Source organism: Nitrospirillum amazonense, from assembly GCF_029594735.1.
Classification (GTDB): Bacteria; Pseudomonadota; Alphaproteobacteria; order Azospirillales; family Azospirillaceae; genus Nitrospirillum; species Nitrospirillum amazonense.
The window spans coordinates 1,052,420-1,066,588 of record NZ_JARPAF010000004.1; the positions used below are offsets into that span (position 1 = coordinate 1,052,420).

Here is a 14,169-nt window from a genome sequence, read left to right on the forward strand (position 1 = left end):
AACACCGGGCGCGTCCATCCGGCCGCGAGGCTTCACTTGATCCCGCCCGGCGTCATGCTGAACGGCACCACATGGCGCTCGTGCCCCGCGATGGCCAGGCCCCGGCCGATGGAGGGGAAGGCGCGGTGGCGGCAGTCGTCGCGGTCGCAGACCTTGCAGCTGGAACCGATGGGCACCGCCGTTTCCTGGTTCTGCAGGTCCAGGCCGGCGGAATAGACCAGGTCGCCGGCATGGGTGATCTCGCAGCCCAGGCCCAGCGCCGCCTCACGCGGGCGGGACAGGTGGCCGCCGCCGGTCATGGTGACGGTGCGGGCGATGCAGAGATAGGTGATACCATCCGGCGTGCGCGCCACCTGCACCAGGATGCGGCCCGGCTGGGCGAAGGCCTCGTGCACATTCCACAAGGGGCAGGCGCCGCCGAAGCGGGCGAACTGGAAACGGGTGGCGCTGCTGCGCTTGAAGATGTTGCCCGCGCGATCGACCTTCAGGAAGTAGAACGGGATGCCGGCATTGCCCGGCCGCTGCATGGTGCTGAGCCGGTGGCACACCTGCTCAAAGCTGGTGCCGAAATGGTGCTGCAGCCGCTCGATATCATGGCGCACGGCCCGCGCCTGGGTGAGGAAGCGGCCATAGGGCAGGATCAGGGCGCCGGCGAAGTAATTGGCCAGGCCCGTGTAGGCCAGGCCGCGCGCCTCGGGACTGCTCAGCGGCGCCTTGCGCACCTCCTCCTCAATCAGGGGGGCAAACTGCATGCGGCCGATCTGCTGCGCCAGGAAGAAGGCGCGGCTTTCGCGCGGCGCGCTCTCCGCCAGGTGCAGCTGGCGCAAGGTGGGATCGTAGCGCCATAGCACCCCCTCCCCACCCAGCGCCGCGGATACGGCGCAGGTGACGCCGTGGCGATCGCGCAGGTAGTCGATCAGGTCTTCCAGCAGGCGGGTGGCGGTGAAGCCCTGGCCTTCGAACAGCGTTTCCGCCGCCACGTCCAGGCTGGCGAAATGGTTGCGCTTGCTCTGCACGAAATCGCGCACGTCGTCGTAGGGGAAAGGCGCCGTGCCGCCGGTTTCCATCTCCAGATCCTGGTCCAGGCGGTGGCGCGCCCCCTCCTCCATCAAATGCTGGTAGGCGCGGTAGAGCTTGATGAACTGGCCGGCGATGCCGGGTGCTGCGCGTACCGCGTCGCTGATGGCGCTGAGGCTGGAGGTGTCGTCGGCGAACAGCGGGTCGCCCAGCACCTCGCGCAGTTCGCTGCCCAAGCGCAAGTCGCTGTCGTCGGCGAAATGGCGCGGTTCCACCCCGAACACGGCGGAGATGGCCGCGAGCGCCGCCGTGCTCAGGGGGCGTTGATTGTTTTCGATCTGGCTTAGATAACTCATGGACAGCTGGCTGGCCTGGGCCAGGGCGGACAGCGCCATGCCCCGCTGCTGGCGCAGCTGCCGCACCCGTTCGCCCGCGAAAATCTTGCCCGCCATGGCCGTCCGTCCCTCACTGGATTTCACAAACTTCACAAATTAACCACCCCGGCGTCGCACGATTTCGCGTGGCATCGGCTTGAACTGGGATCAAACTGTTTGCAAACATCGCAGCTGTCAATCCAGGCGGCCCCCGCCGCCATCGCCACACCAAAAAAAACAGCCGCCATCCGGCGCACCCATAACCGGTCAGGAGACGGGCGTTGACGCTCACGGTCATTGAAACCCTTGAAGCCAAACGCCAGGGCGCGCGCGCCGGCGGCGGTGAGAAGCGTGTGGCGGCCCAGCATGCCAAGGGCAAGCTGACGGCCCGCGAGCGGCTGGAGCTGCTGCTGGACGCCGGCTCCTTCGAGGAATGGGATATGTTCGTGGAGCACCGCTGCGCCGACTTCGGCATGGCGGAGCAGAAGGTGCCGGGCGACGGCGTGGTGACCGGCCACGGCACCATCAACGGTCGCCTGGTCTTCGTCTTCAGCCAGGACTTCACGGTCTTCGGCGGCTCCCTCTCCGAGGCGCATGCCGAGAAGATCTGCAAGATCATGGATCAGGCGATGAAGGTGGGCGCCCCCGTCATCGGCCTGAACGACAGCGGCGGCGCCCGCATCCAGGAAGGCGTGGCCAGCCTGGGCGGATATGCCGAGGTGTTCCAGCGTAACGTCCTCGCCTCCGGCGTGGTGCCGCAGCTGTCGCTGATCATGGGCCCGTGCGCCGGCGGTGCCGTCTACAGCCCGGCCATGACCGACTTCATCTTCATGGTGAAGGACAGCAGCTACATGTTCGTCACCGGCCCGGACGTGGTGAAGACGGTGACGCATGAGGTGGTGACAGCGGAGGAGCTGGGCGGGGCCGTGACCCACACCGCCAAGTCCGGCGTGGCCGATCTCGCCTTCAACAACGATGTCGAGGCGCTGCTGCACACCCGGCGCTTCTTCGACTTCCTGCCCCTGTCCAACCGGGAACCGGCGCCGGTGCGCGTGACCGCCGACCCGGTGGACCGGCCGGAGCCGTCGCTGGGCACGCTGGTGCCGGCCAACCCCAACAAGCCCTACGACATGAAGGAACTGATCCTGAAGGTCGTGGACGAGGGCGACTTCTTCGAGCTGCAGCCGGATTACGCCAAGAACATCATCATCGGTTTCGGCCGCCTGAACGGGTCCACCGTGGGCTTCGTCGCCAACCAGCCGCTGGTGCTGGCCGGCTGCCTGGACATCGACAGCTCCATCAAGGCGGCGCGCTTCGTGCGCTTCTGCGACGCCTTCAACATCCCGATCTGCACCCTGGTGGACGTGCCCGGCTTCCTGCCCGGCACAGCGCAGGAATACAACGGCATCATCAAGCACGGCGCCAAGCTGCTGTTCGCCTATGCCGAGGCCACCGTGCCCAAGGTCACGCTGATCACCCGCAAGGCCTATGGCGGCGCCTATGACGTCATGGCGTCCAAGCACCTGCGCGGCGACGTCAACTATGCCTGGCCGTCGGCCGAGATCGCGGTGATGGGGCCGAAGGGCGCCGTCGAGATCATCTTCCGCGCCGACATTGGCGACGCGGCCAAGATCGACGCGCGGACGGAGGAATACCGGCAGAAGTTCGCCAACCCCTTCGTCGCGGCCTCGCGCGGGTACATCGACGACATCATCATGCCGCACAACACCCGCCGCCGCCTGATCAAGGCGTTCTCCATGCTCAAGAACAAGAAGCTGGAGAACCCTTGGAAGAAGCACGACAACCTGCCGCTTTGAGGCCCGTCCCGATGTTTTCCAAGATCCTGATCGCCAACCGGGGCGAGATCGCCTGCCGGGTCATCAAGACGGCGCGCCGCATGGGCATCAAGACCGTCGCCGTCTATTCCGAGGCGGACGCCGGCGCCCTGCACGTTCAGATGGCGGACGAGGCCGTGGCCATTGGCCCGGCGCCGTCGGCCCAAAGCTATCTGGTGGCCGACCGCATCATCCAGGCCTGCCTGGAAACGGGGGCCGAGGCCGTGCATCCCGGATATGGCTTCCTGTCGGAAAAGGCCGCGTTCTGCGAGGCCTTAAAGGCCGCTGGCATCGCCTTCATCGGCCCGGACGTCCACGCCATCGGGGCCATGGGCGACAAGATCGAGTCCAAGAAGCTGGCCAAGGCCGCCGGTGTTTCCACCGTTCCGGGATACCTGGGCGTCATCAAGGACGATGAGGAGGCGGTGCGCATCGCCCACGACATCGGCTATCCCGTGATGATCAAGGCGTCGGCCGGCGGCGGCGGCAAGGGTATGCGCGTGGCCTGGGACGATGCCCAGACGCGCGAAGGCTTCCGCAGCGCCAGCAACGAGGCACGCTCCAGCTTCGCCGACGACCGGGTGTTCATCGAAAAGTACGTGACCGAGCCCCGGCACATCGAAATCCAGGTCATGGCCGACGCCCATGGCAACTGCGTCTACCTGGGCGAGCGTGAATGCAGCATCCAGCGCCGCCACCAGAAGGTGATCGAGGAGGCGCCCAGCCCCTTCCTGGATGAGGCCACCCGCAAGGCCATGGGTGAGCAGGCCGTGGCCCTGGCCCAGGCGGTGCAGTACCGCAGCGCCGGCACGGTGGAGTTCATCGTCGATAAGGACCGCAACTTCTACTTCCTGGAGATGAACACCCGCCTGCAGGTGGAACATCCGGTAACCGAGATGATCACCGGCCTGGATCTGGTGGAGCTGATGATCCGGGTGGCGGCGGGCGAGAAGCTGCCGATCACCCAGAATGACGTAAAGCTGAACGGGTGGGCGCTGGAGGCCCGCGTGTATGCGGAGGAGCCGACGCGCAACTTCCTGCCGTCCATCGGCCGGGTCACCCGCTACCGGCCCCCGGCCGAGGGCCCTGGCGCGCAAGAAGGCAGCATCGTCCGCGTGGATACCGGCATCCATGAGGGCGGCGAGATCAGCATGTTCTACGATCCCATGATCGCCAAGCTGATCACCTACGGCCCTGATCGCGCCACGGCCATCACCGCCATGGGCGACGCGCTGGACCGCTTCCAGATCCGGGGCGTGGGCCACAACATCAGCTTCCTCGCGGCCCTGGTGGAATCCCGCCGCTTCGGTGAAGGGCGCCTGACCACCAACTTCATCGCCGAGGAATTCCCGGACGGCTTCCACGGTCGCGAACTGCCGGCCGAGGTGCTGACCCGCCTGCTGGCCATGGCCGCCAGCCTCCACCGCACCCGGGTGGAACGGGACGCGACCATCTCCGGCCAGATGGCCGGCCACCACCGCGTGGTGCCCGCCACCTGGGTGGTGCGTTGCGGCCGGGACAACCATCCGGCGGAGATCGTCGCCGTGGAGGACGGCCATGACGTGACGCTGGATGGCCGGACCTATGCGGTGCGCAACGCCGACTGGCACCCCGGCCAATCGCTGTGGGCCGGCACGGTGGATGGCCACGCCCTGGCCGTGCAGGTGGACGGCACCGGCATCGGCTACCGCCTGTTCCACGGCGGTGCGGAGCTGGAGGTGCAGGTGCTGACCGCCCGGGCGGCGGAGTTCGCGGCCCTGATGCCTATCAAGGCCAAGCCGGACATGTCCAAGTTCCTGCTGTCGCCCATGCCGGGCCTGCTGGTCACCGTGGCCGTGGCCGTGGGCGACGAGGTCAAGGCCGGCCAGGAACTGGCGGTGGTGGAGGCCATGAAAATGGAAAACATCCTGCGCGCCGAGGCCGACGGCACCATCAAGAAGATCGCGGCCGAGAAGGGCACGTCCCTGGCCGTCGACCAGATCATCATCGAGTTCGAGTGACCATCATGAGCGACTTCCCCGAGAAGACCCTGGCCGATTGGCAGCGCCTGGCCGCCAAGGAATTCGGTGCCGACCCCGAAGGCCTGGTGCGTGCCACGCCCGAGGGCATCGCGGTGAAGCCGCTCTACACCGCGGCGGATCTGGAGGGTCTGGAGATCCAGACCCTGCCCGGATTCGCGCCCTACACGCGGGGTCCCCGGGCCACCATGTACAGCCACCGGCCCTGGACCATTCGGCAGTACGCCGGCTTCTCCACGGCGGAGGAAAGCAACCGCTTCTACAAGGCCAACCTGGCGGCGGGCCAGATGGGCCTGTCAGTGGCCTTCGACCTGGCCACCCATCGCGGCTATGACAGCGACCACCCCCGCGTGGTGGGCGACGTGGGCAAGGCCGGCGTCGCCATCGACAGCGTGGAAGACATGAAGATCCTGTTCGACGGCATCCCGTTGGACAAGATGAGCGTGTCCATGACCATGAACGGCGCCGTGCTGCCGGTCCTGGCCGGCTACATCGTGGCGGCGGAGGAACAAGGCGTCAGCCAGGACAAGCTGTCCGGGACCATCCAGAACGACATCCTGAAGGAGTTCATGGTCCGCAACACCTACATCTATCCGCCCAGCCCCAGCATGCGCATCGTGGCCGACATCATCGAGTACACGGCGCTGAACATGCCCAAGTTCAACTCCATCTCCATCAGCGGCTACCACATGCAGGAAGCCGGGGCGACGGCGGTGCAGGAGCTGGCCTTCACCCTGGCGGACGGTCTGGAGTATGTGCGGGCGGCGGCGTCCAAGGGCCTGAAGGTCGACCAGTTCGCCCCCCGCCTGTCCTTCTTCTTCGCCATCGGCATGAACTTCTTCATGGAGGTGGCCAAGCTGCGTGCGGCCCGCCTGCTTTGGGCCAAGCTGATGAAGAAGCACTTCGACCCGCAGGATGCGCGGTCGCTGGCGCTGCGCACCCATTGCCAGACCTCGGGCGTCAGCCTGACGGAGCAGGACCCCTACAACAACGTGGTGCGCACCACCATCGAGGCCATGGCCGCCGTGCTGGGCGGCACCCAGTCGCTGCACACCAATAGCTTTGACGAGGCGCTGGGCCTGCCCACGCCCTTCTCCGCCCGCATCGCCCGCAACACCCAGCTGATCATCGCGGAAGAGACGGGCGTGCCCCACGTGGTCGATCCGCTGGGCGGCAGCTATTACGTGGAAAGCCTGACCCACAGCCTGGCGGCCGAGGCCGAGAAGCTGATCGACCAGGTGGAGGGCATGGGCGGCATGACCAAGGCCGTGGACAGCGGCCTGCCCAAGCTGATGATCGAGGAGGCGGCGGCCCGCCGCCAGGCCCGCATCGACCGGGGCGAGGAAGTGGTGGTCGGCGTCAACAAGTACCGCCCCCAGAACCCGGAACGGGTGGAGGTGCTGGACATCGACAATACCGCCGTGCGCGAGGCCCAGATCGCCCGCCTGAATTCCATCCGCGCCGGCCGCGACGACGCGGCGGTGAAAGCCGCGCTGGACGCCCTGTCCCAGGGTGCTGCCGACGGCACCGGAAACCTGCTGGATCTCGCCATCAAGGCGACGCGCGCCCGCGCCACGGTGGGCGAGATTTCCGACGCGCTGGAGCGGGTGTTCACCCGCCACCGCGCCGTTATCCGCTCCGTCAGCGGGGTCTACGGCTCGGCTTACGACGGCGATGAAGGCTTCAACCGCATCCGCAAGGATGTGGAGGCCTTTGCGGAGGCGGAAGGTCGCCGGCCGCGCATGCTGGTGGTGAAGATGGGCCAGGACGGCCACGACCGGGGTGCGAAGGTCATTGCCACGGCCTTCGCCGACATCGGCTTCGACGTCGACGTGGGCCCCCTGTTCCAGACGCCGGAGGAAGCGGCCCGCCAGGCGGTGGAGAACGACGTGCACGTCATCGGCGTGTCGTCGCAGGCGGCGGGGCACAAGACCCTGGTTCCGGCCCTGATCGGCAGCCTGAAGGCGCAGGGCGCGGGCGACATCCTGGTGGTGTGCGGCGGCGTCATCCCGCCCCAGGACTATGACATGCTGTACCAGGCGGGGGCGGCGGCCATCTACGGCCCAGGCACCAACATCCCCACGGCCGCCGCGGAAATACTGGAGATTTTGCAGAAACGGCGCCCAGCCGCAGCCTGACCGGCAACTCGCCCAAGCCATGCAGCGGGGGAAACACCCTGTGCGTCCAACGCACAGGGCTCCGCCCTGGCTTGGCGCCCACCCTGTGTTAGCATTCCCCCGGAACTTCGGCTTACGGCGTGAGGGGTAGGGCATCATGGGCATAGAGGCGGATCACCCGCTGCGCGGCATGCTGATGCAGGAGTTGCACTCCCGCATGGCCATGCCGGTGAAGGCGCCGGTGGAGGTCTTCCAGGCCACCTACCTCTGCACCCCGGCAGATGGGTCGGCCTGCACCGGCCGCCTGCTGACGGTGCTTGATGCCCTGCCCTCCTCCCAAGCCGAGGCGCCGCGCTATGGCGTCATCGCCACCGCCATCGCCGGCCGGCCGGCCCAGGTGAAGTGGGAGCACCACACCGAATTCCTCAGCGTCAGCGTTGCCGTTACCGGCGCTCACGGGGAGGAGACCCGCCTGGCGGTGGAAACCTTGCTGGACGGCGTGTTCGGTCCCCTGGGCGCCCAGCGCCTGGCGGCGGTTTACGTGCAGGTCGATCAGGCGGAGGGGCAACCGGACCCCGTGGCGCTGGCCGCCCGCTTCCCCACCGGCACCTGCGCTGGTGCCGTCGTGAACGGTGGCGAGGCCTGGGTGGCGCTGGACTTCCACATCGACGATGACGGCTACAGCCGCGCCCTGATCCAGAACCGGGGCCTGACCGACGATCGGCTGGGCCGTCTGGTGCAGCGCATCCTGGAGATCGAGACTTATCGCGCCGCCGCCTTCCTGGCCTTCCCTCAGGCGCGGGAGACGATGGCAGTCCTGACCGACATGGAACGCCGACTGGAGGACACGGTCGGGCGCATCCGCGACAGCAAGACCCCGGCGGAGGACCGCGCCATCCTGGACAGCCTGACCGACCTGGCGGTCGATCTGGGCCACCTGGTGACGCGCAACCGCTGGCGCTTCGGCGCCAGCCTGGCCTATGGCGAGATCGTCAGCGAGCGGCTGGACGAACTGCGGGAGGAACGCATCCCCGGCCTGCAGCGCGTGGGCCTGTTCCTGAAGCGGCGCCTGCGGCCCGGCATCCGAACGGTGGAGGCTGCCGCCCGCCTTCAGGGGGAACTGGCCGCCGGCATGGAACGCGCCCAGGCCAGCCTGCGCACCCGTGTCGATGTCGGCCTGTCCAGCCAGAGCGCCACCCTGCTAACCTCGCTGGACCGCAATTCCAGCATGCACGTGCGCATCCAGGAGGCGGTGGAGGCCCTGTCCATCGTGGGCATTACCTACTACCTGGTGTCCCTGGTGGAAAAGGTGATGCATGGCCTGCCGGAGACGGAGGGCTGGCCTTCCACCAGCCGCATCGTGGCCATCGCCGTGCCGGTCTGCGCCGGCGTGGTGGCCATCGCCGCCCGCTGGCTGCGGCGCAACGTGTCGCATTGAAGCGGTTTTCCTGACGTTCAAGGAAGTCTGGCGGCCCTGGCCCCCACGGCCCTGATGGGGCCTATTTCGGCGGTGCGTAGCAGGCCACGACATCAGGACAATTCACGGCCTTAGGGCCCGCCACGGTGCCGGTGTTCTGTGTCTCTTCCCGGCTCAAGGCGTCCCCCCGCGAGATCGGCGGCAGGTCCGGCGGACCGAACATGGCCTTGAGACGGGCATATTCCGCATCGTGGTAGGCCTGTTCCTCCTCCGGCGTCGGCAGCACCTGCGGGGTGACGATGATGTCACGGGGCACCTCGTCCCTCTTCAGCGCAGGCGGTGCCGCCGGGCCGGCCGCCGGGCTGCCAGCTGGATTGTTGGCCGCCGGACTGGTGGCCGAACTATTGGTGCCCTGGGCCCAGGCCCCGGAAGATAACGCGGCGATCACGCCGGCAAGGATCAGCACACCAGGGCGCATAGGGTCACCGCTTCAGAGCCATTCGATGACCTTGAGCGTAGTCCGCATCCGGGATGGCCACAACCGATGCGCGCCCGGCGCAACCTAAATTCCATTTCCGTAAAATGAAACGGGCGGCGGAATGCCCCCGCCGCCCGTCCAACGTCCAACGTCTAACCTTAAGGCCTTAGAAGCCGGCTTCAGGAGTCTTCAACGATGCCATATCGATTACGAAACGATACCGCACATCGCTGGCGACAACGCGGTCATAGGCCTCGTTCACCTGGTTGATGGCGATGGTCTCGATGTCGCTGGTGATGTTGTGCTTGGCACAGAAATCCAACATCTCCTGCGTTTCCTGGATGCCGCCGATCAGGGAACCGGCCAGGCTGCGGCGGCCCATGATCAGGGAGAAGGCGCCCACCGGCACCTGTTCCTCCGGCACGCCCACCACGACCAGGGCACCATCAACCTTCAGCAGGCTCAGGTAGGCGTTCCAGTCGATGGGCGCCGACACCGTGTTGATGATCAGGTCGAAGGTGCCCGCCAGCTTCGTGAAGGTCGCCTCGTCCGACGTGGCGTAGAAATGGTCGGCGCCCAGGCGCCGGCCGTCGGCTTCCTTACGCAGCGATTGGCTCAGTACCGTGACGTCGGCCCCCATGGCGTGGGCCAGCTTCACCCCCATGTGGCCCAGGCCGCCCAGGCCGATGATGGCCACCTTCTTGCCCGGCCCGGCCTTCCAATGGGCCAGCGGGGAATAGAGCGTAATGCCGGCGCACAGCAGCGGCGCAGCGGCATCCAGCGACAGGGTATCCGGAATGCGCAGGACATAGTTCTCGTCCACCACGATGGTGGTGGAATAGCCGCCCTGGCTCAGCGTCCTGCCGTCACGCTCCATCGCGTTGTAGGTGCCGGTCATCCCCTGGATGCAGAATTGTTCCAGGCCCTGTTTGCAGTAGTCACACTCACGGCAGCTATCGACGAAGCAGCCGACGCCCACCCGGTCGCCAACCTTGTACTTGGTGACCGCCGGGCCGACCCGGGTGACGATGCCGGCGATCTCGTGCCCCGGCACCATGGGGAACAGGCTGCCGCCCCATTCGTCCCGTGCCTGGTGCACGTCCGAATGGCAGATGCCGCAGTACTGGATGTCGATGACCACATCGTGGTCACGCGGGTCCCGGCGTTCGAAGGTGAACGGCGCCAGGGCTTCCTTGGCCTTATAGGCCGCATATCCCAAGGTCTTGATCACGTCAGCCCCTCTCTGATGGCTTGATCCCGATAAGAGGCAGGGCTTCCCGGTGTCCCCCCCGGGTGCGGGCGATCCGACCCCCGAAGCCCTACCCGCCGCAAATGGGAAGTGAAGTGACTTAGTTCAACCACCTCGGTAGCGGTGTTTTCAGAAATTTTGGCCACGCCCCCGACGGCACCTCCCCGGATGCGCCGCCCCCATTCCCCGACCGGACGCGACAAAATATCCGTCATCACGCGTATAAGTCATGATCGCTAAGTCAGTAACAAAGATATTGGCAGCTCGGTTATTACAATGATGCAAGAGAATGGCGCGACCGCCACTGTTGATGACAATGTTGCGATTATTTGCGTCGGTTTGCCCGGCAGTGCCTCCACCTGGTCGTTCAATGTGGTGCGGCAATTGCTGTCCCAGGCCTATGGCCAGTCCGGTTTCAGGTCAGACTATGCCAATGACTTGTCGGACTATGTCGGCATTGGCGAGAAGGCCAGGATGCCGGTGGTGCTGAAGACCCATCACCCCGACACCATGATGCAACTGCGCATCGCGCATGAGGACATCGCCACCATCATCACGCTGCGGGACCCGCGCGACTGTGTCGCCTCGCTGATGCGGCGCTTCGACCAGCCGTTCAACGAGGCCTTCGCCTATGTGCTGCGCAGCGTGCGCCGGGTGCAGGCCTGTGTCGCCCAGGGCCGGCGCACCCTGCTGTTCCGCTATGAGGACGGTTTCCACGACCATCCGGACTCGGTGGCCCGCATCGCCGAATTTATCGGCGTGACGGTAGCGGACCCGGCATTGCTCGCCATTCACGAAAGCCTGCAGACCCGGACGGTGGAGCGGACCCTGGCCCAGATGGAGGATACCGGCCGCTTCGTGGAAAATGCCGGAACGGACGCGCATCCCAACCTTTACGACCCCGTCACCCATTGGCACAGGAGCCACATCGGCGATGGCGCGGTGGGCAAATACAAGGCCCTGCCGGACCGGGCGCAGTCCCTGATGGACAACGCCTTCTGGTCCTTCCTGGCGGCCTATTATCTGCCGCCGGACAGGACGGCCACTGCCTGACGTCAGGCGCCGGCGGCGGCTGGAACCGGCACCGCCTGGGCGACCGGCGTATCCTCCCCCTGCTGCGGCGCGCGGGGCCCGCGCATCTTGCTGACCATGGCGGTCACATGCTCCGCCGCGGCCTTGGTGGTCTCCGGCGCGATGGGATGGAAGGTCACCTTGCCGTCCTGCACCACCAGCACGGCGGCGGGAATGACGCCACCCCCGCCCCCGCCGCCTACGGCCTCACCCCAGACGCTGCCGCCGTAGACGCCGACACCGAAGGTGGTAATGTTCACCGGCACGATCAGGCCGCCGGGGATTTCCACCGGCGCGCCCAGCACCCCCTTGCCCAGGATGGTCTCGAATTCCGTCAGCAGGTCCTGGGTCAGGGTCTTGGTGGGGTCGGCAAAGGGATTGAGCAGCATGGCGAGGAACCTCCTTGTTGCGGCGCAACACTATCATGGCGCGCATCAACATGGAATAATTCCACCTAAGGAGTCCCAGACCCTTTCTGTAACAGTTCCGTTACCGAACGCCATTTGACCAGAGCGCCTACCCCGGTATCGTTCATCCCGCCCACGGCAGATGGGCCAAAGGGATATCGGATAAAGGGGCAAGGTTCATGGCGTGGTTCAAGGTGGGACGAATGGCCGGTGGGTTGGCCCGTGCCGGCGCGGGCGTGGGCATCGGCGTGCTGCTGGCCACGACGGCCCTGGCCCAGACGGCGTCGCAGCCGTCGCCGGCCACCCCCTACCTGGCGCCCGACATCCCGGCCAAGGTCGACAGCACCATCCAGGGCGCCGACTATATCAAGCGCGACGTCATGATCCCCATGCGCGACGGCGTGAAACTGCACACCGTCATCGTCATCCCCGTGGGTGCCAAGGGCGCCCCCATCATGCTGACGCGCACGCCCTACAACGCCACCAAGCGCGCCAAACGATCCACCAGCCCGCACATGCAGGCGACGCTGGCCATGGGGGACGAAAGCTTCGTGGCCGAGGGCTACATCCGCGTCTTTCAGGACATCCGCGGCAAATACGGGTCGGAGGGTGACTACGTCATGACCCGGCCCCTGCGCGGCCCCCTGAACGACAGCGAGGTCGACCACGCCACCGACGCCTACGATACCATCGACTGGCTGGTGAAGAACGTGCCGGAGAGCAACGGCAAGGTCGGCATGGTGGGCTCCTCCTACGAAGGGTTCACGGTGCTGATGGCGCTGGTGAACCCGCATCCGGCGCTGAAGGCCGCCGTGCCCATGAGCCCCATGGTCGACGGCTGGAAGGGCGACGACTGGTTCCACAACGGCGCCTTCCGCCAGACCAACTTCGATTATTTCCAGCACCAGACGACGGTAAGGGGCGAAGGCAGCGACATCCCGCGCGGCATCTACGACGACTACGACGCCTTCCTGCGCGCCGGCTCCGCCGATGGCTTCGCCCGGCAATACGGACTGGAGCAGTTGCCCTTCTGGCACAAGCTGATCGAGCATCCGGCCTATGACGCCTATTGGCAGAACCAGGCGCTGGACGTGATCCTGGGCGCCCGTACCCCCACCGTGCCCACCATGATCGTGGCCAGCCTGTGGGACCAGGAGGACATGTACGGTGCCGTCCACACCTATGAGGCGATCGAGCCCAAGGACACCAGCAACACCTTGAACTACCTGGTGCTGGGCCCCTGGCGGCACAGCGGCGTGAACTATGACGGCAGCACCTTGGGCCCGCTGAAGTTCGAGGGCGACACCGCCCTGGATTTCCGCCGCAACACCATGCTGCCCTTCCTGGATGAACACCTGAAGGACGGCGCGCCCAAGGCCGACACACCGCCGGTGCTGGTGTTCGAAAGCGGCACCAACGTCTGGCGCCGCCTGCAGAAATGGCCGACCTCCTGCGCCACCGGCTGCGCCGCCACGCCCAAGCCCCTGTACCTGCAGGCTAACGGCGGCCTGGGCTTCACGGCCCCGGCCAAGGGCGGCCCCGCCTATGACGAGTACGTCTCGGACCCGGCCAAGCCTGTGCCCTATGTGCCGCGTCCCGTGCGCTTCGGCGATGGCGACGCCTGGAAGCGCTGGCTGGTCACCGACCAGCGGGCCGTGGCCGACCGCACCGACGTGCTGGTCTACACCAGCGAAGTGCTGACCGCGCCGATGAAGATCAGTGGCGCGCCAGTGGTGAACCTCTACGCCTCCACCTCCGGCACCGACAGCGACTGGGTGGTGAAGCTGATCGACGTCTATCCCGACGAGGTGCCATCGCAGCCGGAGATGGGCGGCTATCAGCTGGCCGTGGGCATGGACATCTTCCGCGGCCGCTACCGGGACAGCCTGGAACACCCCACCGCCATCCCGGCGGACAAGGTGCAGCGCTATCGCTTTGAGCTGCCCAACGCCAACCACGTCTTCCTGCCCGGCCACCGCATCATGGTGCAGGTGCAGTCCAGCTGGTTCCCGCTGTACGACCGCAACCCGCAGACCTTCGTGGACAACATCTTCCTGGCCAAGCCCGGCGACTATCGCAAGGCGACGCAGCGCGTCTTCCATCAGGGCGCGCAGGCCAGCTTCATCGACCTGCCGGTGGTGCCCGCCAACTAGGCGCAATAATCCGCCGAACCCATGTTTTAAAGC

10 protein-coding genes are annotated in these 14,169 nt (G+C 66.5%); 6 read left to right on the forward strand and 4 right to left on the reverse strand.

Annotated elements, in window-relative coordinates; all coding sequences use genetic code 11:
* Positions 1 to 32: 32 nt before the first annotated feature.
* A complete protein-coding gene (locus tag P5F91_RS25470) occupies positions 33 to 1,469 on the reverse strand; it encodes a helix-turn-helix domain-containing protein (RefSeq protein ID WP_145610027.1) in 1,437 nt (478 codons plus the stop codon).
* A 203-nt stretch (positions 1,470 to 1,672) separates the two neighbouring features.
* On the opposite strand from P5F91_RS25470, the gene P5F91_RS25475 reads away from it, so the two are divergent.
* From P5F91_RS25475 to P5F91_RS25490, 4 genes are all read left to right on the forward strand, one after another.
* Complete coding sequence (locus tag P5F91_RS25475; protein ID WP_277908630.1) at positions 1,673 to 3,208, forward strand: acyl-CoA carboxylase subunit beta; 1,536 nt, start codon at positions 1,673 to 1,675, stop codon at positions 3,206 to 3,208.
* Between the two features lie 11 nt (positions 3,209 to 3,219).
* Positions 3,220 to 5,226 carry an acetyl-CoA carboxylase biotin carboxylase subunit gene (locus P5F91_RS25480; protein ID WP_145610029.1) on the forward strand — a complete coding sequence of 669 codons (2,007 nt, stop codon included), beginning with the start codon at positions 3,220 to 3,222 and terminating at the stop codon, positions 5,224 to 5,226.
* A 5-nt stretch (positions 5,227 to 5,231) separates the two neighbouring features.
* The gene (gene scpA, locus P5F91_RS25485; RefSeq protein ID WP_277908631.1) at positions 5,232 to 7,382 is read left to right on the forward strand and encodes a methylmalonyl-CoA mutase; all 2,151 of its coding nucleotides are present in this window, start codon (positions 5,232 to 5,234) and stop codon (positions 7,380 to 7,382) included.
* Positions 7,383 to 7,518: 136 nt separating this feature from the next.
* Complete coding sequence (locus P5F91_RS25490; protein ID WP_145610031.1) at positions 7,519 to 8,799, forward strand: DUF3422 family protein; 1,281 nt, start codon at positions 7,519 to 7,521, stop codon at positions 8,797 to 8,799.
* A 61-nt stretch (positions 8,800 to 8,860) separates the two neighbouring features.
* On the opposite strand, the gene P5F91_RS25495 is transcribed toward P5F91_RS25490, so the two are convergent.
* Entirely contained in the window at positions 8,861 to 9,256 is a 396-nt protein-coding gene (locus P5F91_RS25495; RefSeq protein WP_145610032.1) for a hypothetical protein, read from the reverse strand.
* Between the two features lie 166 nt (positions 9,257 to 9,422).
* Positions 9,423 to 10,487: an NAD(P)-dependent alcohol dehydrogenase gene (locus P5F91_RS25500; protein WP_145610033.1), complete on the reverse strand. Its 1,065-nt coding sequence runs from the start codon at positions 10,485 to 10,487 to the stop codon at positions 9,423 to 9,425.
* A gap of 294 nt (positions 10,488 to 10,781) precedes the next feature.
* Here P5F91_RS25500 and P5F91_RS25505 point away from each other — a divergent pair, with 294 nt between their 5' ends.
* Positions 10,782 to 11,558, forward strand: a complete 777-nt coding sequence (locus P5F91_RS25505) for a sulfotransferase domain-containing protein (protein ID WP_145610034.1) — start codon at positions 10,782 to 10,784, stop codon at positions 11,556 to 11,558.
* Between the two features lie 2 nt (positions 11,559 to 11,560).
* Here P5F91_RS25505 and P5F91_RS25510 read toward each other — a convergent pair whose 3' ends face one another.
* On the reverse strand, positions 11,561 to 11,965 hold the full coding sequence (locus P5F91_RS25510; RefSeq protein WP_145610035.1) for a spore germination protein GerW family protein: 405 nt from the start codon (positions 11,963 to 11,965) through the stop codon (positions 11,561 to 11,563).
* A gap of 221 nt (positions 11,966 to 12,186) precedes the next feature.
* Between P5F91_RS25510 and P5F91_RS25515 the strand changes: the two genes are divergently transcribed.
* Positions 12,187 to 14,136 carry a CocE/NonD family hydrolase gene (locus P5F91_RS25515; protein ID WP_040847087.1) on the forward strand — a complete coding sequence of 650 codons (1,950 nt, stop codon included), beginning with the start codon at positions 12,187 to 12,189 and terminating at the stop codon, positions 14,134 to 14,136.
* Positions 14,137 to 14,169: the final 33 nt, after the last annotated feature.

What these genes read in the sequence shown, in the direction of transcription:
- P5F91_RS25490 (WP_145610031.1), top strand. Translation starts at nt 7,519, where the DNA reads ATGGGCATAGAGGCGGATCACCCGCTGCGCGGCATGCTGATGCAGGAG.
- P5F91_RS25470 (WP_145610027.1), bottom strand. Translation starts at nt 1,469, where the DNA reads ATGGCGGGCAAGATTTTCGCGGGCGAACGGGTGCGGCAGCTGCGCCAG.
- scpA (WP_277908631.1), top strand. Translation starts at nt 5,232, where the DNA reads ATGAGCGACTTCCCCGAGAAGACCCTGGCCGATTGGCAGCGCCTGGCC.
- P5F91_RS25495 (WP_145610032.1), bottom strand. Translation starts at nt 9,256, where the DNA reads ATGCGCCCTGGTGTGCTGATCCTTGCCGGCGTGATCGCCGCGTTATCT.
- P5F91_RS25510 (WP_145610035.1), bottom strand. Translation starts at nt 11,965, where the DNA reads ATGCTGCTCAATCCCTTTGCCGACCCCACCAAGACCCTGACCCAGGAC.
- P5F91_RS25505 (WP_145610034.1), top strand. Translation starts at nt 10,782, where the DNA reads ATGATGCAAGAGAATGGCGCGACCGCCACTGTTGATGACAATGTTGCG.
- P5F91_RS25480 (WP_145610029.1), top strand. Translation starts at nt 3,220, where the DNA reads ATGTTTTCCAAGATCCTGATCGCCAACCGGGGCGAGATCGCCTGCCGG.
- P5F91_RS25515 (WP_040847087.1), top strand. Translation starts at nt 12,187, where the DNA reads ATGGCCGGTGGGTTGGCCCGTGCCGGCGCGGGCGTGGGCATCGGCGTG.